The organism is Bacillus sp. FSL R10-2780 (genome assembly GCF_038006125.1).
GTDB classification, from domain to species: Bacteria; Bacillota; Bacilli; order Bacillales; family Bacillaceae_G; genus Bacillus_A; species Bacillus_A cereus_U.
The window spans coordinates 3,817,896-3,844,015 of record NZ_JBBOUQ010000001.1 but is presented as its reverse complement, the minus strand read 5'-3'; the positions used below and the strand labels follow the sequence as shown (position 1 = coordinate 3,844,015).

Below are 26,120 nucleotides of genomic sequence, written 5' to 3'. Positions count from 1 at the left end.
GTGAGGAGGAATTTACATATGACAGAGAAAAAGAAAAAAATCGGTTTTAATATCGTGAAGAATGACTCCACAGATGGACATGGTGGATTTGGTGTTGGGGCATTAAGCCTAGAAAATATTTCTCCTGTATTTGTTGATGTATTAGAGAAAACTGCGTTCGTTGATATCGGTGCGATGCATGCACGTAGTACAGTAGAAAAAGGAATTAAGTTTTTAACAAATAAAGATGAAGTTCCAAACGGAAAACCATTTTGGCTCGTTTGGGTAACGATTGAAAGAACACCAAACGGTGCATATTACGCAGGTGTAACTGCTTGTGAAATGACAGTTGATCGTGAAATTCGCCGCGGATATAAATCACTTCCAGAGCATGTAAACAAAATGGATAAATCACTAAAGCGTTACATCATGATTGATCATATGGATGAATCATCTAAAAAAGTACTTGGTACATTCTTAAAAGAGCATAATGAAGCAATTTGGAACGAATCTAGTGAAGAATTGCGCCACGCATTATTAGGTGAATAAAAGAAAAGGATGTCTCATTAGTCGATTTTTGACTAGTGAGACATCCTTTTTATTTTTTGAATAGGACTATGGGATATGAAAATATATCAGCGATTCGACAAGGAATATCAATAGCCTTCTTTCTTACCACGGGAGATATTTTTTCCACCAACCCGTCTTTTTCTTTTCTTCACTAACCTTTTCGAACTCTTCCTTACCATCAACGTGATCCATACAGTACTCTGTTGGCTCTGTACCTTTTGCGAAGTACATTTTCACAGAAATGGGACAATTTTTTGTAGCAATCTTACCGTTTTCAGGGTTAACATCGACAGCAACAACATCTGTTGGTTGTTTGAACTCTTTTTTAGGCTGTCCATCTAATCCTTTTTCCATCGTATCGGTCCATATTTTTTTCGCGTATCCTTGTTCTGCTACATTTGAAATGGATTTAGGTTGATCGTATCCAATCCAAACCCCTGTTACAAGTTGCGGGGTAAATCCAATCATCCAACTATCAGTTTCTGTAGAACCAGATTTCCCGGCATATGTTCTTGATAGTTTTGATAACATCGATTGACCGGTCACAGCGGCATAACTGCTTAGTTTTTTATTAAACATACCTGTCATCATTTCTTCCATCACAAAAGCTTTGCTTTTATCTAGAACTTGTTTACTTTCTAAATGAGCATCGTATAGCATATTTCCTTCATGATCAACGATGCGCCTTATAAAGATTGGTTTTACTTCTTTCCCGCCGTTTGCAAACATGCTATAAGCATTGACCATTTCAATTGGTTTTACAGGAGATGTGCCGAGGGCGAGAGACGGAACATCTTTTAATGCGCTAGTGATGCCGAATTGCTTCGCTGTTTTTGTAAGAATGTCTTCGCCTAAAAATAAATTCGTCTTCACAGCATATACGTTATCAGAAACAGCGAGTGCTTGTGCCATTGTCACAAAATCGTCTGCATAATAGTTTTTATAGTTTTTTGGTTTATACTTTGAAACACCGTCACCTAAAGTGAATACCGTGTATTCGCTTTTTAAGCGTGTAGCAGGGGTGAATCCTCGTTCTAAGGCTGCATAATATAGGAACGGCTTGAATGTAGACCCGGGCTGACGAGCGGCTTGTGTAGCCCTGTTAAATTGACTCGTATTATAATCAGTTCCACCAACAAGGGCAGCCACTTCACCCGTTTTTGGATTCATAGAGACGAGGGCAGTTTGGATGTTTGTTGTTTCAGGTATATGATTTTTTACAGCTTGCTCTGCTACAGATTGTAATTTAGGGTCTAGCGTTGTATAAATACGCAAACCACCTCGCTGTAAGGCTTGCTCATCTAATCCGATATCACGAAGAAGGGAAGCTTGTACAGCATCTTGGAAATAAGGTGCAATTTCTGCAACTTTTTTCGTATCCAATGAGGCAAAAGTAAGTGTTTCTTTTTTTGCTGAGGCAGCTTGCTGTTTTGTAATATACCCTTGTTCTACCATTTCATTTAGTATGAGAGATTGACGCCCTTTAGCACGCTCTTCTTTTAAAAAGGGAGAGTAGAAACTAGGTCCTTTCGGAATGCCTGCGAGCATACTAGCTTCTGCTAATGTTAATTCTTTTGCAGTTTTATCGAAATACAGGCGGGAAGCAGCTTCAATTCCGTAAGCACCATGCCCGTAATAAATTGTATTTAAATACCCTTCTAAAATATGATTTTTATTATAGTTCACTTCAAGACGAACGGTATACATTGCTTCTAATAGTTTACGCTTCCACGTTTTATCATGATCTAAGTATAGGTTACGAGCATACTGTTGTGTGATAGTACTAGCACCTTGTACTTTTGCCATTGCTTTTAAATCGGCAACAATGGCACCAGCAATGCGCTTCATATCAAAGCCATGATGTTTGTAGAATCGTTGATCTTCAATAGATAGTGTCGCCCCTTTTACATAAGGAGAAATTTCATCGAGAGATACATTATAGCGTTTTTGCATTTCATTACTTTGTCCTATAACAGTGTCATCATTAGCGTAAAAGATACTCGTTTGCGGAACCGCAACAGGGGGAGGTCCCATAATTTTTGCAGCTATAATGATAATAAAAAAGGAAAAAACGAAAAAAAGAACACAAGAAAACATTACGGTGAAGAAAAGACGTTTATATTTTTTAAGTTTTGGATTCATAGTTTGATCCATCTTTTTCAGCCCCTCATTAATACAAGCATTATTGTATTAGTATTGAGGGTTTTCGTTTATTTTAAACAATGAAATTTCCAAAATAAAAAGAGCCCCTTCATTTAAGAAAGGAGCTCAAAAGCACGCGCTGGCCAATCGGTAATAATAACATCTACGCCATAATCAATCATAGTTTGTAAATCTTTATATTCATTAATGGTGTAAGGACGAAAAACGTATCCTTGCCCCTGTGCTAATTGGACGAACTCTTTCGTTAATAATTGAAAGTTTGGATGTAATCCAGTTGCCCCACGTTTTTTTGCTTCAGCAATAGGATCTGCAAGTGGTGTATCGTACAAAATCGCTCTTGGAATTTCTGGAGCAATTTCTGCTAATAATGAAACGGAATCGTGGTTAAATGATGAAAATGCAATTTGATTGGATAGATGATATTCACGAACGAGAGCGACGACCTTTTCTTCAATAGTTGGATAGTGAATAACATCTGTTTTTAATTCAATGTTAAGTTGTAAATTTGTTGTAGAGAGCCAAATAAATACTTCTCGTAACGTTGGGATTTTTGCTTCATGGAAAGAAGGGCCTTTATGGCTACCAGCATCTAAAACTTGTAATTCTTCTACAGTTTTCTCAGAAACAAGTCCCACGCCATTTGTTGTACGGTCCACTGTTTCATCATGAATAACAACTAGTTCACCATCTTTTGATAGATGAACATCAAGTTCAATTCCATGAGCACTAATGCGTTCAGCCTCTTGGAAGGCAATCATCGTATTTTCTGGGTGTGTTCCTTTTACCCCGCGATGAGCGAAAATAAGTGGTTTATTCATGTGGAAATCTCCTTATCATCTCTTTTCTTTCATTATGAAACTGCTTTGAGAAAAATACAATTCATATGACAAACATTTACAAAAGTATAATAGTTGCATAATAGTTAACGTTAACGTAAAATGTAATAATCCAGTGAAGGGAGGAATACACATGTATAAAATTGATGAAGTAACAAAGCAAGTCGGTTTAACAAAGCGTACACTTCGTTATTATGAGGAAATTGGTTTAATTCATCCCCCAGAACGCAGTGAAGGGAATATTCGCCTGTATACAGACGAGGACATTGCAAGAATTAAAAGGATTGTGGAAGCGAAAGAAGTGCTAGGAATTACGCTTCAAGAAATGCAACATTTCTTATCGTTAAAAGAAAGAATGGAACAAAGAAGAAATAGTGAGAATCCGCGTGACCGTGAAGTGATTCAAGAAATTAAAGAGATGCTTGAAGAACAAGTGCAAACGTTAGACGAGAAAATGGAGCAAATGCATCGCGTGAAGGCAGAGCTAGAGGATAGTTTAAGCCGTGCAGTTACATTTTTAGAGAATACAAAAGGAGAGTAATCAAAATGGAGAGCAAACAAAAATTAGGGAGATTGATTACAGTGGTGGCTACCTTCCTTGCCTTTTCAGGTATAGGGGTAGTCGACCCAATCTTACCAAGTATTGCTGAACAAATTGGTGCATCGCATTGGCAAGTCGAGATGTTATTTACATCATATATTTTAACGATGGCAATTATGATGTTACCAGCTGGAATATTTGCATCAAGATTTGTTGATAAACGAATGATGACGATTGGTCTTGCGATTGTGACTGTATTTGCATTTATATGTGGTATATCGCAAACGATTGCTCAATTATCTCTTTTCCGCGCTGGGTGGGGATTAGGAAATGCGATGTTCTTCGCAACAGCGATGACATTATTAATTGCATTAAGTAAAGAAGTTCATGAAGCAGTAGGACTATATGAAGCAGCCATTGGTTTAGGGATGGCAGGTGGACCATTATTAGGCGGAATATTAGGTGGACATTCTTGGCGTTACCCATTTTTTGCGACGAGTATTTTAATTTCCTTAGCATTTATTTTAGTTTTCTTTTTTGTAAAAGAACCGGAGCGAAAAGTGAAGCGTAAAGCAGCAGGCATGGGAGAATTACTTAACTTGGTGAAATATAAACCGTTTATGCAAGGTGCCATTTCAGGGATGTTATATTACTACGGATTTTTCGTCGTTTTAGCCTATTCACCACTTATTATGCACTTATCTGCTATTCAATTAGGATTTGTATTTTGTGGATGGGGATTAGCGCTAGCTTACGGATCAGCAATTTTAGCACATAAGCTAGAAGGTAAATATGAACCGAAAACAGTGTTGAAGGGTAGTTTACTCGTATTTGCGATGTTATTAATTGCACTATTCTTTGTGAAAATTATGTGGTTACAAATCGTATTAATCGTTCTATCTGGATTAGCATCAGGATTAAATAATGCGTTATTTACAAGTTATGTAATGGATATTTCACCTTATGAAAGATCTGTTACATCAGGTGTTTATAACTTCGTTCGTTGGTTAGGAGGCGCGATTGCTCCAATTTTATCAGGAGTCATCGGTCATACAGTTTCGCCGCAAAGTCCGTTTTTAGTCGGTGGAATTGTTGTGTTAGTCGGTTGCGTTATGATCTTAATTCCAATTCGTAAACCGGTAGAAATAGAGACAAAAGCCCTTTCTTAAGAAAGGGTTTTCTTTCCTATTACAGAGCAAACCTTTTTCGCATATATGTTAGAACCCTCTGACTAAAATATATTTTCGGTATTTTTGTACTTTTAACTATACTTTTTGGATGTTTTGTTTTATTTTTGTTAGGGGACATTAATGATGTCCCTATTATAAATTTGCAGCGAAAGGCGTGATTGTACGATGGAACTATGGTTCACTGAAAAACAAACAAAGCATTTTGGAATTACGGCGCGTATTAACCGCACATTACATACGGAGCAAACAGAATTCCAAAAACTTGATATGGTTGAAACGGAAGAGTTCGGAAACATGCTTATTTTAGACGGCATGGTTATGACAACAGAAAAGGACGAGTTCGTTTATCATGAAATGGTAGCGCACGTACCTTTATTTACACATCCAAACCCTGAAAACGTATTAGTTGTTGGCGGAGGCGATGGTGGTGTTATTCGTGAAGTGTTAAAACACCCAAGCGTGAAGAAAGCAACTCTTGTTGAAATCGATGGAAAAGTAATTGAGTACTCTAAGCAGTACTTACCATCAATTGCAGGTGCATTAGATAATGAACGTGTAGAAGTAAAAGTAGGAGACGGTTTCCTACACATCGCAGAAAGCGAAAACGAATATGACGTAATTATGGTAGATTCTACTGAGCCAGTAGGCCCAGCAGTAAACTTATTTACAAAAGGCTTCTACGCTGGAATTTCAAAAGCGTTAAAAGAAGATGGTATTTTTGTTGCCCAAACGGACAACCCTTGGTTTACACCAGAACTAATTACAACTGTATTTAAAGACGTAAAAGAGATTTTCCCAATTACTCGTCTATACACAGCAAACATTCCGACGTATCCAAGTGGACTTTGGACGTTCACGATCGGATCTAAAAAACATGATCCATTAGAAGTAAGTGAAGAGCGTTTCCACGAAATCGAAACGAAATATTACACAAAAGAATTACACAATGCAGCATTCGCACTACCGAAATTTGTTGGCGATTTAATTAAGTAAGAAAATCGAGTTCGAACAAATAAGGTGCAAGTAGTTCATTTAAGGTGTTTGTCCAGAAGACTTGAACATGCTAGCTACTTGCACTTCTGTAAAGAAAATCGTCTTCTTATCGTTAAAAAAGAAGACCCCGGTAAATCGAGAAAGAGGAGCAGTACGCTCCAAATTTGAGAAATAGTGAAAGGTTGGGATACCTTAAGTTCCACACAAGGAGGAAAAGAGTATGCGTTTTGATGAAGCTTATTCAGGTAAAGTATTTATAAAAAGTCATCCAAGTTTTGAAGAGTCAAAGGCGGTTATTTATGGGATGCCTATGGATTGGACAGTAAGTTTTCGTCCAGGATCTCGCTTTGGCCCTGCACGTATTCGTGAAGTATCAATCGGTCTTGAAGAATATAGTCCGTATTTAGATCGTGAACTAGAAGAGGTAAAGTACTTTGATGCGGGTGATATTCCATTACCATTTGGGAACCCACAGCGCAGCATAGACATGATTGAAGAATATGTAGCAAAACTATTAGATGCCGGTAAGTTTCCACTAGGTCTCGGCGGAGAGCACTTAGTGTCTTGGCCAATTTTTAAGGCAATGGCAAAAAAATATCCGGATTTAGCAATCATCCATATGGATGCTCATACTGACTTACGTGAGTCATATGAGGGAGAGCCTTTATCCCACTCTACACCAATTCGTAAAGTGTGCGATTTAATTGGTCCGGAAAACGTATATTCTTTCGGTATTCGTTCTGGAATGAAGGAAGAATTCGAATGGGCAAAAGAAGTAGGTATGAACTTATATAAATTTGACGTATTAGAACCGTTAAAAGAAGTATTACCGAAACTTGCAGGACGCCCAGTCTATGTCACAATTGACATCGACGTATTAGACCCAGCTCACGCTCCTGGAACAGGAACATTAGAAGCTGGAGGTATCACATCTAAAGAACTATTAGAGTCCATCGTAGCAATTGCAAATTCAAATATAAAAGTAGTCGGAGCAGACTTAGTAGAAGTAGCTCCAGTCTACGATCATAGTGATCAAACACCAATCGCAGCAAGTAAATTCGTGCGGGAAATGCTGCTCGGTTGGGTGAAATAAAAGCGGAAGCGGCTTGCTCAGAATCGCAGGTCATTGGAGCACTCGACCGAGAAGCGCTTTTGGCTTCGAAAGAGAGTGTGAAATGGCCGGAGATTCTAGCCGTTGTAGCTGGATAGAGTAAAGGCCTCCTAGACGACTAGGAGGCCTTTACTTTTGTCGTTATGTGTCGGTAAGTCGATATATTTAAAAAACCGCTGGTATAATTTCACTTATCGTTACGAGACATCAAAAAAAAGCTATTCTCAAACGATGAGAATAGCTCTTTTTCTTATGCAACTTTCTCTTCCGAAGTAATGCCGCGAATTTCATCAGCAGAACGGATTGGATATTTGCGGAACACAATGGAACCGACGTATCCAACGATGGTGGTAACGATTCCACATAATATGGCAGCAATCGTTACTTTTATTACATCATTAAATCCGAACAACACGAGAAGTCCTGGAATTGGTGATGCTGTCCCTGGTGCATTATTAACGAGCTGGAATAGCGACGTAATAATACCGGCAAGCGCACCGCCAACAAAGTTTGTCATATAGATAGGAATTGGGTTTGCTGAGACAACATCGGCTTGTGTTAACGGCTCGATTGCCACAGCGATTGTATCTTTCTTTGAACAGATTTTTAGTCGTTTAAAGAAAATGAAGTTCATTGGGGCAGAAGCTGCTACGGCAAGACTACCAATTGCCATTGGTAAACCAGTTAATCCAAGCATTGCAGTTAGTGCCATAGAACTTAATGGAGATGTAGAGATAACTGTTATTAATCCACCAAGCATAATACCCATAATGATAGGACTTTCTGTAGTTGCAACTGAAATCATAGAACCGATTTTACCGAGTGTTGCGTTAACGAGTGGATCCATAAGCATGGCCATTCCACGTGAAATTGGTGCGGCAATAAATAGAATTGCTAAAAATTCTACACCAGCTGGTAATTTCTTTTCGAGAAATTTCACGACGAAAGCACAAACGTATCCAGCGAAAAATCCTGGTAAAATACCGAACCCACTAGTAGCTATACCGATTAAAACAGCGTATACAGGTGAAACACCGATTGCTAATGCTACTAAAATTGCCGCGGCGACACCGCTCATACTACCAGATGCTTCTCCTACTGATTGTAAAAAGTCATTATGAAACATTTCTCCACCGATATAACGGTGAAATGCTTCAATAAGAAAACTCGCGATTGCTGCATTAGCTAAAGCACCCATTGCTTTCATTCCGTAAGGAGCACGGTAACTAAAAAGTGTAAATAGACAGAGTACAACAAGTAATAGTGCTAAACCTTGCAAGATAGCCATTTGAAAACTGTCTCCTTTGATTGTTGTAATAAAAATTCGTATCATTCAATAATAATATAAAAGTTTGTTAAACGGAAAAACTTTTTGCCCGGAAATTGCTGTAAGGTGAAAAAGTCTTACAATAATGTAAGGGAAGTGTAAGACATTTCGATGGAGTATAGTATGATTTTTTTCGTATAATACAGGTATAGACATACGGTTAGTGAGAAAGAAGTGCAAACAGGAGGCGCATTTATGAAATTGGTCATTAAAGTTTTAGCTGTGTTCGCCATTATTTTAGGGGGAACAGCATATTATTTAAACACAAAAACAGAAGGGGTACATGCTTTTGTAGACAACTTCTTTTCAAATAAAGAAATACAAGATTATTATGCAGTTATAGATAAAGGTGAGAAAAAAGATGATGAATATTTGTATACATTTAAAGGGTATACGGAAGACGGAAAGCTACAAATTATTAAAAGAATAGTGAACCGTGAATTGCATACAGGTGATTTTATAAAAATTTATGCAAAGGGTATGCAAGGAAAAGGATGGGCTGAAATCCCGAAAGAATCAATCCCGCAAAAGGCATTACAAAAAATAGAAAAAGTTTAAAAGGAGCGAACAAATCGCTCCTTTTTTAATTCGTTAAAATTGTAATAGATGTGTTCTTTGTATTAGAAGTGATTGTTGCTCTTCCGCCAATGGGAAAAGTGAAAATAGGAGTTGTATGCCCAAAACTAGCATTTGCAATGATAGGTATATGTTTAAGTTCTACCTTTGAAGCAATCATTTCTTGAATGTCTGCTATCGCACATTCTGCTCCTTTTTGCATTCTTCCTATAACAATGCCTTTTACATGTTCAAAGTCAGGTTGCTGCATAAGAGAATGTAAATATCGATCAAAAGTTTTAAGGGTAGCTTTTTCTGTTAAACTATCCTCTTCAAGAAATAAAATTTTGTCCTGTAAGTTAGGCATATATGGCGTACCTTGTAGTAAATTAAATGTGCTCATATTACCACCAATAATATCTCCTGTAGTTTCTCCTTCTTGAATTGAAACATATCCTTCATTTTTAATAAATTCTCGATTTTCCTGATCAATATACCAAGAATCATCGCTCCATGTTTCAGCCGGAAATATTTCAATAGGCTCATTAGAAGTTAAGCATTTTAAAAAGTAATCGGTCGTATAATCGAGGCCTTTCTCCATTCCAAATGAAGAGAAGTGAGGACCTGAATATGTAACTAAGCCTGTTTTAGCATAAATCGCGTTAGTTAAAGCGGTAATATCAGAATAACCGCAGAAAAACTTCGGATTTTCTCGAATTAAATCATAATCGAGATGTTTCAATAAACCGTTAGAGTTGTATCCGCCAAGTGTCGTCAAAATTGCTTTTACATTAGGATCTCTAAATGCTTCATGAAGATCTTGAACTCGTGAAGCAATAGAGGATGAAGAAAAGCGATCTATTTCTTCAGCATTTTTTGAGAATGTAACGTGAAAGCCCATATCGGTTAATCTTTTTGTGGCAAGCTCTCGGTTCGTATTTGAGACAATACTTAAACTACAAGATGGTGAAATAACCCTTATTTCATCACCTTTTTTTAATTTTGTTGGTATCACCAAATTCACCCCTTTAAAGTGAAAGAATATTTAGATTTAAAAAATATTTTAACATATGAAATAAAGTGAAGGTGAATTATTTTTTGAAAAGGAGTTTTCCTGATTTTTCAGCAGACAGACAGAGTCTTTTTTTGATATGATAGGAAAAGTGATTTATTATAAGTAGTATTTAATATCTATAACATTTGAAGGGTGTGCAAGACGTGAAGAAACAACTTGCAGGCTTGCCGGTACACGTTCATTTCGTAACAGAAATCCGTGAAGGGGCGAGGAAGGAAACCGTTGCTTTTGAAGCAAATGGTCAATACTATGTAAAAGGTCAAGGTACATATATAACATTCCAAGAGTCGAACGAACAAGGCGAAGTGAAAACAATTATTAAAATTCAAGATGAACAAGTTCTCATTATGCGTTCAGGTGCTATTTCTATGCGTCAGACGCATGTGAAAGGTGAATGGACAACTGGTACGTATACGAGTGAACTTGGTACGTTTGCATTGCAAACGAAAACTGATAACGTTCTTTTTAAATGGTCGGATGAAAAGAAAAAAGGACAACTCTTCTTAACGTACGCATTGCTTCTAAGTGAACAAGAGGCTGGCAGATATACAATTACAATTAATTTGAAGGAGGCAAAGTAATGAATTCTTTAGAACAAGTAAAAGAATTGATTAAAGAAGAAATTCAAGCTGCTGTATTAAAGGCAGAATTAGCGACAGAAGAACAAATTCCAAACGTTGTATTAGAATCGCCAAAAGATAAAACAAATGGTGACTTCTCTACAAATATGGCAATGCAACTTGCACGCGTTGCGAAAAAAGCACCTCGTATGATTGCAGAAGAATTAGTTGCAAACTTCGATAAAGCAAAAGCTTCTATTGAAAAGATTGAAATCGCTGGTCCTGGTTTTATTAACTTCTACATGGATAATAGCTACTTAACAGACTTAATCCCAACAATCGTTAACGCTGGTGAAGCATACGGTGAAACGAATACTGGTAAAGGTGAAAAAGTACAAATTGAGTTCGTATCTGCGAATCCAACAGGCGATCTTCACTTAGGACATGCACGTGGTGCGGCAGTAGGTGACACTTTATGTAACGTATTAGCAAAAGCGGGATACGATGTATCTCGTGAGTACTACATTAATGATGCTGGTAACCAAATTCATAACTTAGCTCTTTCTGTTGAAGCTCGTTACATGCAAGCTTTAGGTTTAGAGAAAGAAATGCCAGAAGACGGTTACCATGGTGCGGACATTATTGGAATCGGTAAACGTTTAGCTGAAGAGTTTGGCGATCGTTATGCAAAAGCTGATGCAGAGGAAAGCTATGAATTCTATCGTTCATACGGTTTAAAATATGAGTTAGCAAAACTTCAAAAAGACTTAGCAAGCTTCCGTGTTAACTTCGATGTGTGGTTCTCAGAAACATCATTATACAAAAACGGAAAAATTGATCAGGCTCTTGCTGTATTAAAAGAGCGTGACGAAATCTTTGAAGAAGGCGGAGCAACTTGGTTCCGTTCAATGACTTACGGTGACGACAAAAACCGTGTATTAATTAAAAATGACGGTTCTTACACATACTTAACGCCAGATATCGCTTACCACAGTGATAAATTAGAGCGTGGTTTCGGTAAGCTAATCAACATTTGGGGTGCTGACCACCACGGTTACATTCCTCGTATGAAAGCTGCTATTCAAGCGCTAGGTTACGATAAAGAAACACTTGAAGTAGAAATCATCCAAATGGTACAACTGTACCAAAATGGTGAAAAAATGAAAATGAGTAAGCGTACAGGTAAAGCAGTTACACTTCGTGAGCTTATGGAAGAAGTAGGCGTGGATGCAATGCGTTACTTCTTCGCAATGCGTAGCGGTGATTCTCATTTAGACTTCGATATGGACTTAGCTGTATCAAAATCTAATGAAAACCCAGTATACTATGCACAATATGCTCATGCTCGTGTATGCAGTATCCTTCGTCAAGGTGAAGAGTTAGGATTAGCTACAGGCGAAGACGTGAATTACAAACTTGTTACTTCTGAGAAAGAAGTAGAGTTACTGAAAAAACTTGGTGAATTCCCAGCTGTAGTTGCGGATGCAGCGCAAAAACGTCTGCCACACCGCATTACAAGCTATGCATTTGAATTAGCTGCAGCATTACACAGCTTCTACAATGCAGAAAAAGTATTAAACCAAGATAACTTAGAATTAAGTAAAGCTCGTTACGAATTAATGAAAGCAGTACGCACTACACTTCAAAATGCATTAGCAATCGTAGGAGTATCTGCACCAGAAAAAATGTAATAAAGAAAAGAAAAGATACTTATTTTTGTTTAGAAGTGATAACAAGTTGATATAAAGACATCTGATCAGTCTATAAACTGATTAGATGTCAAAAAACAAGACCAACGAAAAGACGTATGGGGGAGAACCTCACGTACGTCTTGATGAGGGGAAACTGACACAGAAAAAGAGATGGCAGAGCTGTCTCTTTTTCTGTGTCAGTTTTCTAATATAAATACATGTGACAAAGATATGTTATGGTGATGAAGTGAAAATAGTAAAATACCAATTAACTATTGATTTTTAGGGACGATTCTAGAATAATAGACTGTTGGGGGTAAGGTTATCAAAAAATCCATATATGTATTATTAGTTGGTGGAATGTTACTAGGAAATGGTGTGATTGTTGTAAAAAACATTGTTACAGCTATGCCAAATACTAAAATAACAATTCATCTAACCAAGTATCTAACCAATTAGTAATTAATCTTGAAAACTTCCAGCTTAGTCAAGAAACTAGGGGGGTATGTTTAAGATAGTACATATAGTACAATTAAAGTTTTCATGATTTGATAAAAAATAATGAAAGGATATAAATCTCTCGGTTTTGATATTATCATCATATATAAGCTCATTTTAATTCTTCGACATAGCCATGGAACCCATTAGGCAAAGTTTTTTTCTCGACACTCATTTATATACTCCAAAAATGAAAAGGCTGAATTTCGTATTTCTATGCGATTTACATGAAATCAGTTGACAATCATACTCTTTTTTAGTTACCCCCAAATTCGGTCCACTGTATTCAAATTTGGAGAATATGACTATCATCTTGCATAGGCAAACAATACTTCATCCAGAGCGTTTTTAATTATATACTGCTGGCGGTGGAACGCTTCTTGTTCTACTTGTTTCGGTGTGTAGGTCAGTTGTGTAACTAAACACAAAACGTTTTAACATATGGCCAATTTCACCTCAACTTATAATGGCAGAAAACGCATCTTCAATAACATCTTTTAGAATACGAGTATTCAAGTATGTTTCACAGTTGTAACTTTCCTCGGCTGATATGCTAATTTCGATTATAGATGGTACTTCTTGTTATTCTTTAGGAGGATAAGTAAGGAAGTTGACCAAATGCATAGTTACTGTGAAGTAGCTCGTTCATACTTGCCAGCAATGAAATTTTTGCATTTATAGAGCGAACGTTTGCATTGGATTTGAAGAAATTTCTAAAATTTCACAGCATAATAAGACGACAATGGCTGTCATGAGCTTTATCGTGATTGCTTTTCAAATTGTCTTCTTCTAGCTTTGAAGTTATTCTGAGGTCCGTTCATGTGTACTTGTAATTTGAATTTCTTTATCAAAATTTGTCCTGTATCTGTTTTTGTTAAACGGTATAGGCCAGAAATAAAATGTCGGAGAAATTAGATGAATCTATATAAGAGTCAAACTTCAAGTTTCTAAATAATAGAAGGGTTGAAAAAAGAGAAAAAGATGATAATAGCTATCAAACGCATTTTAGTAAAGTGGCTTAATGACATTGAATGGTAGAATCTTTGTCATAGTATGCTTGTACCAGGATCTATCTATTTTTAATTTTATAGGAGGATAACATAAAATATGTATTTAAAAAGAGTTACTTCGATTTTTTCGATTATAATGATTTTCATGTTTACTATAGGTCAGAGTTTGCTACCTATAGTAGCAAATGCACAAGAGCTAAACACAGCAGGACTTGTGGATAGTTTTCAGATTGGTAAAACAAATCTAAGTACCACAGAACGGACTAAAGTAACTGTAAACTTCAGTGAAAAAGATGGACTTAGGCTGAAGCCTGGAGACACACTAACATTAACACTGCCTCCAGAATTAAAAGGATTAAATAGCGAGTTTCTATTAAATGACTATGGTACTTGTAAAGTTACAGCAGGTACTGTGGTATGTACATTTAATGATAAAGTGGATACATATGAAAATATTCAAGGGTATTTAAACTTTTTCGTGGAAGCTACTAATGTAGGAACGGATCAAAAGAAAGAGATTGAAACCAATTTCGGTACAACTGTAGATAAGCAGTCTGTAACAATTACCGGTCCAAGTAGTGGTGGTGGCACAGATCCTGGAAAGCCACCGTTTTTTTATAAAACTGGTGATATGAACTCAGGTAAGGACAATGAAGTACGTTGGTTCTTGAATATAAATTTAAATAAAGAAGAGTTAAGTCGTGATATTGTTGTGACTGATAATTTACAGGAAGGTCAAACACTTAATAAGGATAGTTTCTATATAAGTGTAGATGATTATCTAGGTCGTCGATCGTTAACGCTACAAGAGTTTGAAAAGCAAGGTTACGGAACGATTACCTTTACTGGAGACAGATCATTTAAAGTTGTGCTTAATAAGGATAAAGCACGTCTTGCTGCCTTTACGATTGGTTATACATCTACTATAACGGAAGCTGGGAAGAAGCAAGAGTTTTTTAAGAATGATTATACGATTGATTACCAAGTTCTAAACAAAGAACCAGTTACTGAATCGGGTACTCATCCAGTCGAAAATATGACAGCTGGTGGTGGTGCTACTGGTAACAAGGTTCCAAAAGGAAAGCTGAAAATTGTTAAACATATTGAAGGAAATAAAGAAAAAGTAATTCCGAATGTTTCGTTTAAGTTGTATAAAGAGTCTGGTGAACAAGTTGGGGGCGAATATAAAACAAATGAAAAAGGGATAGTTGAAACGCCTCAATTATCACCAGGTAAATATTATGTACAAGAGGTTTCAGCTCCAGACTATATTGATTTCGATCCTGAGAAAAAAGTATGGTTTGAAATAAAATCAGATGATGAAAATGGAGTCGAACTGGATATTCCAAATAAAGTAAAAACCACATCTGTTTCAGGGACGAAGACTTGGAAGGATGGAGACGGAGCAGGTCGTCCAGAAAAGATCAAAGTCGACTTATACCAAAATGGAACAGTGATTCAAACAAAAGAAGTAACAGCAGCAAACAATTGGAAATATGAATTCAAAGATTTAGTTGTATACGATGAAAATGGAAAAGCATACAAGTATGAAGTGAAAGAACAACCGATAGATGGATACACAACAGAAGTAAAAGGTTATGACATTACAAATACAAAAGTGGTACAAACAACAAAGGTAGAAGGAACGAAAACATGGAAAGGCGATAACGAGAAAGATCGTCCAAGTTCAATCAAAGTAGACTTACTACAAAATGAGAAAGTAGTAGACACGAAAGAAGTAACAGCGGCAGATGGTTGGAAATACAAATTTGACAACCTAGCAGTCTATGATGCAAATGGAGTAGCGTACAAGTATGAAGTGAAAGAACAACCGATAGATGGATATCAAACAGAAGTAAAAGGTTATGACATTACAAATACAAAAGTAGCGCAAACAAAAGTAGAAGGAACAAAGACATGGAAAGACGATAACGCAACAGATCGTCCGACAATGATCAAAGTAGACTTACTACAAAATGAAAAAGTAATAGACACGAAAGAAGTAACAGCGGCAGATGGTTGGAAATACAAATTTGACAACCTAGCAGTCTATGATGCAAATGGAGTAGTGTACAAGTATGAAGTAAAAGAACAAGCAGTAAACGGATATCAAACAGAAGTGAAAGGTAATGACATCACGAATACAAAGGTTGGTCAAACAAAGGTAGAAGGAACGAAGGTATGGAAGGACGGAAATGGTGAAGGACGTCCAGAAACAATCAAAGTTGACCTACTACAAAATGGCCAGGTAATCGATACAAAAGAAGTAAGCGCAGCAAGCGAATGGAAATATGCGTTTACAGATTTAGCGGCATATGATGCCGAAGGTAAGGCATACAAGTACGAAGTGAAAGAACAAGCAGTATCAGGATATCAAACAGAAGTAAACGGTTATGACATCACGAATACAAAGGTTGGCAAAACAAAAGTAGAAGGAACGAAAACATGGAAAGACGATAACGCGAAAGATCGTCCGGAAATGATTAAAGTAGACCTACTACAAAATGGTACAGTGATTGCGACGCAAGAAGTAAGCAAAGCAACAGGCTGGAAATACGAATACAAAGATTTAGCGGCATATGATGCTGAAGGTAAGGCATACAAGTATGAAGTGAAAGAACAACCAATCGACGGATACAAATCCGAAGTGAAAGGTTATGACATCACGAATACAAAGATTGGTCAAACAAAAGTAGAAGGAACGAAGGTATGGAAGGACGGAAACGGTGAAGGGCGTCCAGAAACAATCAAAGTCGACCTACTACAAAATGGCAAGGTAATCGATACAAAAGAAGTAAGCGCAGCAAGCGAATGGAAATATGCGTTTACAGATTTAGCGGCATATGATGCCGAAGGTAAGGCATATAAGTATGAAGTAAAAGAGCAACCAGTAGACGGATATCAATCCGAAGTAAAAGGTAATGACATTACAAATACAAAAGTAGCGCAAACAAAAGTAGAAGGAACGAAAACATGGAAAGACGATAATGCGAAAAATCGTCCGAATATGATTAAAGTAGACTTACTACAAAATGGCCAAGTAATCGCAACGCAAGAAGTAACAGCGGAAAAAGGTTGGAAGTATGAATTCAAAGATTTAGCGGCATATGATGCCGAAGGTAAGGCATATAAGTATGAAGTGAAAGAACAAGCAGTAGACGGATATCAAACAGAAGTACATGGTTATGACATCACGAATACTAAAGTTGGGCAAACAAAAGTAGAAGGAACGAAAACGTGGAAAGACGATAATGCGAAAGATCGTCCAAATATGATTAAAGTAGACTTACTACAAAATGGCCAAGTAATCGCAACACAAGAAGTAACAGAAGCAAGCGGTTGGAAGTATGAATTCAAAGATTTAGCGGCATACGATGCCGAAGGCAAGGCATATAAGTATGAAGTAAAAGAACAAGCAGTAGATGGATATCAATCCAAAGTAAAAGGTAATGACATTACAAATACAAAAGTAGGTCAAACAAAAGTAGAAGGAACGAAAACATGGAAAGACGATAACGCGAAAGATCGTCCGGAAATGATTAAAGTAGACTTACTACAAAATGGCAAGGTAATCGATACAAAAGAAGTAAGCGCAGCAAGCGAATGGAAATATGCGTTTACAGATTTAGCGGCATATGATGCCGAAGGTAAGGCATACAAGTACGAAGTGAAAGAACAAGCAGTATCAGGATATCAAACAGAAGTAAACGGTTATGACATCACGAATACAAAGGTTGGCAAAACAAAAGTAGAAGGAACGAAAACATGGAAAGACGATAACGCGAAAGATCGTCCGGAAATGATTAAAGTAGACCTACTACAAAATGGTACAGTGATTGCGACGCAAGAAGTAAGCAAAGCAACAGGCTGGAAATACGAATACAAAGATTTAGCGGCATATGATGCTGAAGGTAAGGCATACAAGTATGAAGTGAAAGAACAACCAATCGACGGATACAAATCCGAAGTGAAAGGTTATGACATCACGAATACAAAGATTGGTCAAACAAAAGTAGAAGGAACGAAGGTATGGAAGGACGGAAACGGTGAAGGGCGTCCAGAAACAATCAAAGTCGACCTACTACAAAATGGCAAGGTAATCGATACAAAAGAAGTAAGCGCAGCAAGCGAATGGAAATATGCGTTTACAGATTTAGCGGCATATGATGCCGAAGGTAAGGCATATAAGTATGAAGTAAAAGAGCAACCAGTAGACGGATATCAATCCGAAGTAAAAGGTAATGACATTACAAATACAAAAGTAGCGCAAACAAAAGTAGAAGGAACGAAAACATGGAAAGACGATAATGCGAAAAATCGTCTGAATATGATTAAAGTAGACTTACTACAAAATGGCCAAGTAATCGCAACGCAAGAAGTAACAGCGGAAAAAGGTTGGAAGTATGAATTCAAAGATTTAGCGGCATATGATGCCGAAGGTAAGGCATATAAGTATGAAGTGAAAGAACAAGCAGTAGACGGATATCAAACAGAAGTACATGGTTATGACATCACGAATACTAAAGTTGGGCAAACAAAAGTAGAAGGAACGAAAACGTGGAAAGACGATAATGCGAAAGATCGTCCGACGATGATTAAAGTAGACTTACTACAAAATGGCCAAGTAGTCGCAACACAAGAAGTAACAGAAGTGACAGGCTGGAAATATGAATTCAAAGATTTAGCGGCATACGATGCCGAAGGTAAGGCATATAAGTATGAAGTAAAAGAACAAGCAGTAGATGGATATCAATCCAAAGTAAAAGGTTATGACATTACAAATACAAAAGTAGGTCAAACAAAAGTAGAAGGAACAAAAACGTGGAAAGACGATAATGCGAAAGATCGTCCGAATATGATTAAAGTAGACTTACTACAAAATGGCAAGGTAATCGATACAAAAGAAGTAAGCGCAGCAAGCGAATGGAAATATGCGTTTACAGATTTAGCGGCATATGATGCCGAAGGTAAGGCATATAAGTATGAAGTGAAAGAACAAGCAGTAGACGGATATCAAACAGAAGTAAACGGTTATGACATCACGAATACAAAGGTTGGCAAAACAAAAGTAGAAGGAACGAAGACATGGAAAGACGATAACGCGAAAGATCGTCCGGAAATGATTAAAGTAGACCTACTACAAAATGGTACAGTGATTGCGACGCAAGAAGTAAGCAAAGCAACAGGCTGGAAATACGAATACAAAGATTTAGCGGCATATGATGCCGAAGGTAAGGCATACAAGTATGAAGTGAAAGAACAACCAATCGACGGATACAAATCCGAAGTGAAAGGTTATGACATCACGAATACAAAGATTGGTCAAACAAAAGTAGAAGGAACGAAGCTATGGAAGGACGGAAATGGTGAAGGACGTCCAGAAACAATCAAAGTTGACCTACTACAAAATGGCCAGGTAATCGATACAAAAGAAGTAAGCGCAGCAAGCGAATGGAAATATGCGTTTACAGATTTAGTGGCATACGATACCGAAGGTAAGGCATATAAGTATGAAGTAAAAGAACAACCAGTAGACGGATATCAATCCGAAGTAAAAGGTTATGACATTACGAATACAAAAGTAAGCAAGACGAAAGTAGAAGGAACGAAAACATGGAAAGACGATAATGCGAAAGATCGTCCAACAATGATTAAAGTAGAGTTACTACAAAATGGTAAAGTAGTAGACACAAAAGAAGTAAGCAAAGCAACAAATTGGAAGTACACATTTGAAAACCTCCAAGCATACGATGCAAACGGAGTAGCATACAAGTATGAAGTAAAAGAACAAGCAGTAGACGGATATCAAACAGAAGTACATGGTTATGACATCACGAATACTAAAGTTGGGCAAACAAAAGTAGAAGGAACGAAAACGTGGAAAGACGATAATGCGAAAGATCGTCCGACGATGATTAAAGTAGACTTACTACAAAATGGCCAAGTAGTCGCAACACAAGAAGTAACAGAAGTGACAGGCTGGAAATATGAATTCAAAGATTTAGCGGCATACGATGCCGAAGGTAAGGCATATAAGTATGAAGTAAAAGAACAAGCAGTAGATGGATATCAATCCAAAGTAAAAGGTTATGACATTACAAATACAAAAGTAGGTCAAACAAAAGTAGAAGGAACAAAAACGTGGAAAGACGATAATGCGAAAGATCGTCCGAATATGATTAAAGTAGACTTACTACAAAATGGCAAGGTAATCGATACAAAAGAAGTAAGCGCAGCAAGCGAATGGAAATATGCGTTTACAGATTTAGCGGCATATGATGCCGAAGGTAAGGCATATAAGTATGAAGTGAAAGAACAAGCAGTAGACGGATATCAAACAGAAGTAAACGGTTATGACATCACGAATACAAAGGTTGGCAAAACAAAAGTAGAAGGAACGAAGACATGGAAAGACGATAACGCGAAAGATCGTCCGGAAATGATTAAAGTAGACCTACTACAAAATGGTACAGTGATTGCGACGCAAGAAGTAAGCAAAGCAACAGGCTGGAAATACGAATACAAAGATTTAGCGGCATATGATGCCGAAGGTAAGGCATACAAGTATGAAGTGAAAGAACAACCAATCGACGGATACAAATCCGAAGTGAAAGGTTATGACATCACGAATACAAAGATTGGTCAAACAAAAGTAGAAGGAACGAAGCTATGGAAGGACGGAAATGGTGAAGGACGTCCAGAAACAATCAAAGTGGACCTACTACAAAATGGCCAGGTAATCGATACAAAAGAAGTAAGCGCAGCAAGCGAATGGAAATATGCGTTTACAGATTTAGTGGCATACGATACCGAAGGTAAGGCATATAAGTATGAAGTAAAAGAACAACCAGTAGACGGATATCAATCCGAAGTAAAAGGTTATGACATTACGAATACAAAAGTAAGCAAGACGAAAGTAGAAGGAACGAAAACATGGAAAGACGATAATGCGAAAGATCGTCCGACGATAATTAAAGTAGAGTTACTACAAAATGATAAAGTAGTAGACACAAAAGAAGTAAGCAAAGCAACAAATTGGAAGTACACATTTGAAAACCTCCAAGCATACGATGCAAACGGAGTAGCATACAAGTATGAAGTAAAAGAACAAGCAGTAGACGGATATCAAACAGAAGTACATGGTTATGACATCACGAATACTAAAGTTGGTCAAACAAAAGTAGAAGGAACGAAAACGTGGAAAGACGATAATGCGAAAGATCGTCCGACGATGATTAAAGTAGACTTACTACAAAATGGCCAAGTAATCACAACACAAGAAGTAACAGAAGTGACAGGCTGGAAATATGAATTCAAAGATTTAGCGGCATACGATGCTGAAGGTAAGGCATATAAGTATGAAGTGAAAGAACAAGCAGTAGATGGATATCAATCCGCAGTCAAAGGATATGACATCACAAATACAAAAGTAGGCGAAACGAAAGTAGAAGGAACAAAGACTTGGAACGATAACAACGCAACAGATCGTCCGAAAGCAATTAAAGTAGACTTACTACAAAATGGCCAAGTAATCGCAACACAAGAAGTGAGCGCAGCAAGCGAATGGAAATATGCGTTTAAAGATTTAGCGGCATATGATGCTGAAGGAAAAGCATATAAGTATGAAGTGAAAGAGCAACCAGTAGATGGATATCAATCCGAAGTCAAAGGATATGACATCACGAATACAAAAGTAAGCCAAACAAAAGTAGAAGGAACAAAAATGTGGAAAGACGATAATGCGAAAGAACGTCCGAAAGCAATTAAAGTAGACTTACTACAAAACGGTAAAGTGATTGCGACGCAAGAAGTAAGCAAAGCAACAGGCTGGAAATATGAATTTAAAGATTTAGCAGCATATGATGCAGACGGAAAAGCATACAAGTATGAAGTGAAAGAACAAGCAGTAGACGGATATCAAACAGAAGTACATGGTTATGACATCACGAATACAAAGGTTGGTCAAACAAAAGTAGAAGGAACGAAAACGTGGAAAGACGATAATGCGAAAGAACGTCCTTCAATGATTAAAGTAGACTTACTACAAAATGGCCAAGTAATCGCAACACAAGAAGTGAGTACAGCAAGTGATTGGAAATATGCGTTTAAAGATTTAGCAGCATATGATGCTGAAGGTAAGGCGTACAAGTATGAAGTGAAAGAACAACCAGTAGCGGGATACAAATCCGAAGTAAATGGTTATGACATCACGAATACAAAAATCAAGGACGAACCAGGTGTAGATCCAAAAGATCCAAGCACAGATCCAAAAGATCCAAGCACAGATCCAAAAGATCCAAGTACAGATCCAAAAGATCCAAGTACGGATCCAAAAGATCCAAGTACGGATCCAAACACAAATACAGACAAAAATAGCGATTCAAAAGTTCCACCTACTACAGAAAATGATAAGCCAACATTACTTCCTAACACAGGAGGAACATCAGCAGAAATGATTTCAATTCTTGGCGGTATGGTATTGTTCCTTTTAGGTGGAATTCTATTTGCTCGTCAGCGAATAAAATAATAAAAAAGCTTTAGATTATTGATTAAACCGTAATCTGAGTAGCAGACAAGTTGAAAAATTACTATTGATATTACGCCCTTTAGGTAAGTATTCAAAAACTTCACGATAAAGTGAAGGGAAGAATGCAACCTGAAGGGTTTTTTTATAGAAAAAAGAGAACAGTTTCAAGTTGGACTTAATCAGTGGCCCGATAATATGGTCAGCTTTCATAGAGATAAGCGGCTCTAAAGCGATAATAAAGCTGCTTTTAAGAAGTCTATTATCATAAGATTAGAATGTGGTGTCCTATCTCATGTAATTTAAGGTCAATGACCATGTTCCATTAAGTTTTAGATGAATGCATAGCCATTTTTATGGCTAATTTAGAAATAGTATTTTGGAAAGCTTTGTTCTTGAGTAGCTGCTGCAACGTTTATTTCAGGAATAAAAGCATTAATTCCTGAAATTCAAGTTAAAGTTCACACAACTGCAAGAATAATTTTTTCATAATTGAAAAACCTCTTTATTAGATGTAATCAATATTATTACAATTTTTATTCTACATGATAATGCTATGTAATAAATGTGTTTTTATTTATATATTACGATTTTAATTATACGCGATAATACCATGTAATAAATATGCTTTTATGCATATTTATTTTTTCTCAATAAACAGCCACCGATTAATCGGTGGCTTGAAATAGTATTAAGCAGCTTTTTGTCCTGTTTTCACGGTAGGTTGAAGGCTATTATAGACGCCTGTACCAATGACCTCTAATGCCATTTTCATACGTTCTGGTGAAATATTCTCTAATACGTTATCTTGAGGCGTGTGATATACCTTTTCGATATGATAGATTAATGGATTCCAACTATCGACGCCCATCCAAATAAATAGTGCAGAAGGAATACCCACTTCAGCAAATGGTACGTGATCACTAGAGCCAAATTTTCCTTGAAGAACGAGATCATTATTTAATTGTTTACCTGCTTGTAAGGCAGCATCTGTTACAAGGTTTGTTGAGCCATCAGGAGTCATTGCATATAAATTCTTTGCTGTATCATAATTTGTTGCAACCATGTCTGCGTTAAAGACACCTAAAATTCGATCGCGTTCCTTTTGGGACAGACTATTAACATAATAATCAGAGCCAAGTAAGCCAGTTTCCTCAGAACCAAAAGCAATAAAACGAATTTCTTTATCAGTTTCTACATTTTGAAAAGCACGAGCTAATTCTAATACTAATCCTGTACCAGAAGCATTATCATTTGCCCCAGGTGCTCCAACGACACTATCATAGTGTGAACTTACAACGACAGCTTTTTCATTACCTGTACTATTTTTTGGTTTCTTTTTTGCGATGACATTTAGAGATGTTAAATTAGATTCATGTCTCGCTTTTAGGGAAAGCATTGTTGTCTCTTTTTTAGCGATTTCTTCTTTAAATGCATTTCCTTGAGCATAAGCAAGACCAAAGACAGGGATAGACTGCTTTTTAGTTAAGCGAGGATTGAAAGTTTGTCCGTAGTTTCCACGACCTCCAATTAAGCTGTATAAAAGAACACCTTTTGCCCCTTTACTAACAGCATTTTCAACTTGTTTATTATAATCTGCTACTGTTGCACCTCTTTCGAATAAAACAATTTTTCCGTTTACCTCATTTGGAATATCGTCCAATTTTGTACCACCTTGAACAAAGATAAGCGGAGCTGTAACAGCCTCTGTAGAAATTAGTGCACTTGGAGCAGCACCAGCTTGCCAATTACGCTTTGTCCCTAATGGTGATTCGATAAATCCAACGTATTGATCCGGCACTTGAAAGGGCTGATACTCTACTTCATATCCCAATGATTTAAGTTCCATACCAACATAGCGAGAAGCCCATTCTTCTGATTTTGTACCACCTGGACGGGGACCGATTGTTTCGGATAAGAAACGGATATGCTCGATGGCGCGGTTTGCATCAACTTGTTTTGTAATAGGTGGAGTCTGTGTAATTTCTGACGTGGAATCAGCTTTTGCTTGTCCGATTGGAGCTAAGCTAACGGCGAGTGATACAGCAAGCAAGGAGCTTACTATTTTTTGTTTCAGTAATTTTCTCATTTTTTCCTCTCCCATTCTTCTATTCTCTCTGACTGACAAAAGAAGACGGATAACGACTTTATTTTACCTTTATATGTATGAATTTTAAATAAATGTATGTTGAGAAATGAAAAAACGCTATATGCATATTTGCATATTTTTAGCGGATATATGTATGCTATCATTTTAAATGAAGGATCGCTTTCTGTTCTGAAGGCTCCTACATTGCATGAATCTAGTGTACCCAAACTTTAGATTATGTAGGGAAAAGAGATCCGTTATAGGGTTTCTTTTCTTTTGTTTGAATCATGTGATGGTAACTATGTTTCCGCATTTCATAATTATCATCAGTGATATATGTAAGGCATCCATATGAAAATACGAGGCTGTTCAAGAGTTTTCTGTACTTTTGGACAGCCTCACCCCGTTAAAAAGGTGATGCTTTGATGCACCACCTTTTTATTTATATAAGCTTTTACATGCATAAAAATAATAAAAAAACAGCCGTTTCAGTAGCAGGAATCTACAAAACGGCTGTTTTTTTATTATATTTCTGTTAAAATAATCGGTTCACCGCGTGTTACAACAACTGTATGTTCACATTGTGCAACAAGGCTTTTATCTGGTGTAACGAATGTCCAACCATCATCACCGCGCTCAATAATATGATCAGCTTTCATAGAGATGAATGGTTCTACAGCGATAACAAGGCCGTCTTTTAGAAGTGCATTATCCATTGGATCATAGTAGCTTAAGATGTGATTTGGGGCTTCGTGTAAGCTAAGACCGATGCCGTGACCAGTTAAGTTTTGAATAACGTTATATCCACTTTTATGTGCAAAGTTAGAAACAGCACGACCAATTTGATTTTGTTTTGATCCAGCTTTTACCTTTTTCATTGCTTCCCAAAATGAGTCTACTGCTGCTTGGCAAAGCTTTTCTTTTTCTTCATCTTCTCCAAGAACAAATGAAATACCTGTATCTGCATAATAGCCGTCAAGTGCTGCTGATACGTCTACGTTTACTAAGTCGCCTTCTTTTAATACACGATCTCCTGGAATACCGTGAGCAACTTCTTCGTTCACACTAATGCAAGTTACACCTGGGAATTTATATTCTTTTTCAGGTGCTGACATAGCACCGTGCTCATCTAATACTTTTTTACCAATTAAATCAAGCTCTTTCGTTGTCATACCTGGCTTCGCTTGCTTTTTCATTTCTTCGCGTGCAAGTGCAACGATGCGGCCGATTTTTCGTAAACCTTCTAAATCTTGTTCATTACGAATAATCATGAAAACCACTGTCCTTCCTCGAATATATATCTTATCCGATTGTATCATGTTTATTTTGCTCCTGCTACTTGCGTGCGGTATGCGGGGTGATTCTGCTCATAGAGAATACATGACAATTGTCATATTGATGTCATGAC

15 protein-coding genes and 1 pseudogene are annotated in these 26,120 nt (G+C 37.1%); 9 read left to right on the top strand and 7 right to left on the bottom strand.

Going from position 1 to position 26,120, the window contains the following annotated elements:
- Nucleotides 1–18 precede the first annotated feature (18 nt).
- Nucleotides 19–528: a YwhD family protein gene (locus NSQ47_RS20045; protein WP_002159737.1), complete on the top strand. Its 510-nt coding sequence runs from the start codon at nt 19–21 to the stop codon at nt 526–528.
- Nucleotides 529–651: 123 nt separating this feature from the next.
- On the opposite strand, the gene NSQ47_RS20040 is transcribed toward NSQ47_RS20045, so the two are convergent.
- Nucleotides 652–2,703: a transglycosylase domain-containing protein gene (locus tag NSQ47_RS20040; protein WP_341037841.1), complete on the bottom strand. Its 2,052-nt coding sequence runs from the start codon at nt 2,701–2,703 to the stop codon at nt 652–654.
- A gap of 101 nt (nt 2,704–2,804) precedes the next feature.
- On the bottom strand, nt 2,805–3,530 hold the full coding sequence (locus NSQ47_RS20035) for a glycerophosphodiester phosphodiesterase (protein ID WP_341037839.1): 726 nt from the start codon (nt 3,528–3,530) through the stop codon (nt 2,805–2,807).
- Nucleotides 3,531–3,681: 151 nt separating this feature from the next.
- On the opposite strand from NSQ47_RS20035, the gene NSQ47_RS20030 reads away from it, so the two are divergent.
- The 4 genes from NSQ47_RS20030 to speB all read left to right on the top strand — a co-directional run bounded on the left by NSQ47_RS20030 (nt 3,682) and on the right by speB (nt 7,365).
- Nucleotides 3,682–4,089: a MerR family transcriptional regulator gene (locus NSQ47_RS20030; protein ID WP_002159740.1), complete on the top strand. Its 408-nt coding sequence runs from the start codon at nt 3,682–3,684 to the stop codon at nt 4,087–4,089.
- A gap of 5 nt (nt 4,090–4,094) precedes the next feature.
- Nucleotides 4,095–5,258, top strand: a complete 1,164-nt coding sequence (locus NSQ47_RS20025; RefSeq protein WP_341037837.1) for an MFS transporter — start codon at nt 4,095–4,097, stop codon at nt 5,256–5,258.
- A 186-nt stretch (nt 5,259–5,444) separates the two neighbouring features.
- A complete protein-coding gene (gene speE, locus NSQ47_RS20020) occupies nt 5,445–6,272 on the top strand; it encodes a polyamine aminopropyltransferase (RefSeq protein WP_000424696.1) in 828 nt (275 codons plus the stop codon).
- 220 nt (nt 6,273–6,492) lie between these two features.
- Nucleotides 6,493–7,365, top strand: a complete 873-nt coding sequence (gene speB, locus NSQ47_RS20015) for an agmatinase (protein ID WP_016106742.1) — start codon at nt 6,493–6,495, stop codon at nt 7,363–7,365.
- 268 nt (nt 7,366–7,633) lie between these two features.
- Here the strand turns inward: speB and NSQ47_RS20010 are convergent, their stop codons facing one another.
- Nucleotides 7,634–8,671 carry a PTS sugar transporter subunit IIC gene (locus NSQ47_RS20010; protein WP_341037835.1) on the bottom strand — a complete coding sequence of 346 codons (1,038 nt, stop codon included), beginning with the start codon at nt 8,669–8,671 and terminating at the stop codon, nt 7,634–7,636.
- Nucleotides 8,672–8,905: 234 nt separating this feature from the next.
- Here NSQ47_RS20010 and NSQ47_RS20005 point away from each other — a divergent pair, with 234 nt between their 5' ends.
- Nucleotides 8,906–9,268 (top strand): YxeA family protein, encoded by a 363-nt coding sequence (locus NSQ47_RS20005; protein ID WP_002113100.1) that lies wholly within the window; start codon nt 8,906–8,908, stop codon nt 9,266–9,268.
- Nucleotides 9,269–9,293: 25 nt separating this feature from the next.
- Here the strand turns inward: NSQ47_RS20005 and NSQ47_RS20000 are convergent, their stop codons facing one another.
- Complete coding sequence (locus tag NSQ47_RS20000; RefSeq protein WP_341037832.1) at nt 9,294–10,280, bottom strand: S66 family peptidase; 987 nt, start codon at nt 10,278–10,280, stop codon at nt 9,294–9,296.
- A gap of 203 nt (nt 10,281–10,483) precedes the next feature.
- Here NSQ47_RS20000 and NSQ47_RS19995 point away from each other — a divergent pair, with 203 nt between their 5' ends.
- From NSQ47_RS19995 to NSQ47_RS19985, 3 genes are all read left to right on the top strand, one after another.
- Nucleotides 10,484–10,921 carry a DUF1934 domain-containing protein gene (locus NSQ47_RS19995; RefSeq protein WP_016106740.1) on the top strand — a complete coding sequence of 146 codons (438 nt, stop codon included), beginning with the start codon at nt 10,484–10,486 and terminating at the stop codon, nt 10,919–10,921.
- Entirely contained in the window at nt 10,921–12,591 is a 1,671-nt protein-coding gene (argS, locus tag NSQ47_RS19990) for an arginine--tRNA ligase (RefSeq protein WP_016106739.1), read from the top strand. Before NSQ47_RS19995 ends, argS begins: the two co-directional genes overlap by 1 nt.
- Before the next feature lie 1,605 nt (nt 12,592–14,196).
- Nucleotides 14,197–22,626, top strand: a complete 8,430-nt coding sequence (locus NSQ47_RS19985; protein WP_341037830.1) for a Cna B-type domain-containing protein — start codon at nt 14,197–14,199, stop codon at nt 22,624–22,626.
- 189 nt (nt 22,627–22,815) lie between these two features.
- Here the strand turns inward: NSQ47_RS19985 and NSQ47_RS19980 are convergent.
- The 3 genes and pseudogenes from NSQ47_RS19980 to map form a co-directional block, all read right to left on the bottom strand.
- Nucleotides 22,816–22,985, bottom strand: a pseudogene (locus NSQ47_RS19980) (type I methionyl aminopeptidase); the annotation flags it as partial.
- Between the two features lie 329 nt (nt 22,986–23,314).
- Nucleotides 23,315–24,712 carry a M28 family metallopeptidase gene (locus tag NSQ47_RS19975; RefSeq protein WP_341037829.1) on the bottom strand — a complete coding sequence of 466 codons (1,398 nt, stop codon included), beginning with the start codon at nt 24,710–24,712 and terminating at the stop codon, nt 23,315–23,317.
- Between the two features lie 524 nt (nt 24,713–25,236).
- On the bottom strand, nt 25,237–26,031 hold the full coding sequence (map, locus tag NSQ47_RS19970) for a type I methionyl aminopeptidase (RefSeq protein WP_098775394.1): 795 nt from the start codon (nt 26,029–26,031) through the stop codon (nt 25,237–25,239).
- Nucleotides 26,032–26,120 lie beyond the last annotated feature (89 nt).

Excerpts from the sequence above, each read along its gene's own strand:
- NSQ47_RS20045 (WP_002159737.1), top strand. The coding sequence starts at position 19 with ATGACAGAGAAAAAGAAAAAAATCGGTTTTAATATCGTGAAGAATGAC.
- NSQ47_RS20040 (WP_341037841.1), bottom strand. The coding sequence starts at position 2,703 with ATGGATCAAACTATGAATCCAAAACTTAAAAAATATAAACGTCTTTTC.
- NSQ47_RS20035 (WP_341037839.1), bottom strand. The coding sequence starts at position 3,530 with ATGAATAAACCACTTATTTTCGCTCATCGCGGGGTAAAAGGAACACAC.
- NSQ47_RS20030 (WP_002159740.1), top strand. The coding sequence starts at position 3,682 with ATGTATAAAATTGATGAAGTAACAAAGCAAGTCGGTTTAACAAAGCGT.
- NSQ47_RS20025 (WP_341037837.1), top strand. The coding sequence starts at position 4,095 with ATGGAGAGCAAACAAAAATTAGGGAGATTGATTACAGTGGTGGCTACC.
- speE (WP_000424696.1), top strand. The coding sequence starts at position 5,445 with ATGGAACTATGGTTCACTGAAAAACAAACAAAGCATTTTGGAATTACG.
- speB (WP_016106742.1), top strand. The coding sequence starts at position 6,493 with ATGCGTTTTGATGAAGCTTATTCAGGTAAAGTATTTATAAAAAGTCAT.
- NSQ47_RS20010 (WP_341037835.1), bottom strand. The coding sequence starts at position 8,671 with ATGGCTATCTTGCAAGGTTTAGCACTATTACTTGTTGTACTCTGTCTA.
- NSQ47_RS20005 (WP_002113100.1), top strand. The coding sequence starts at position 8,906 with ATGAAATTGGTCATTAAAGTTTTAGCTGTGTTCGCCATTATTTTAGGG.
- argS (WP_016106739.1), top strand. The coding sequence starts at position 10,921 with ATGAATTCTTTAGAACAAGTAAAAGAATTGATTAAAGAAGAAATTCAA.
- NSQ47_RS19985 (WP_341037830.1), top strand. The coding sequence starts at position 14,197 with ATGTATTTAAAAAGAGTTACTTCGATTTTTTCGATTATAATGATTTTC.
- NSQ47_RS19975 (WP_341037829.1), bottom strand. The coding sequence starts at position 24,712 with ATGAGAAAATTACTGAAACAAAAAATAGTAAGCTCCTTGCTTGCTGTA.
- map (WP_098775394.1), bottom strand. The coding sequence starts at position 26,031 with ATGATACAATCGGATAAGATATATATTCGAGGAAGGACAGTGGTTTTC.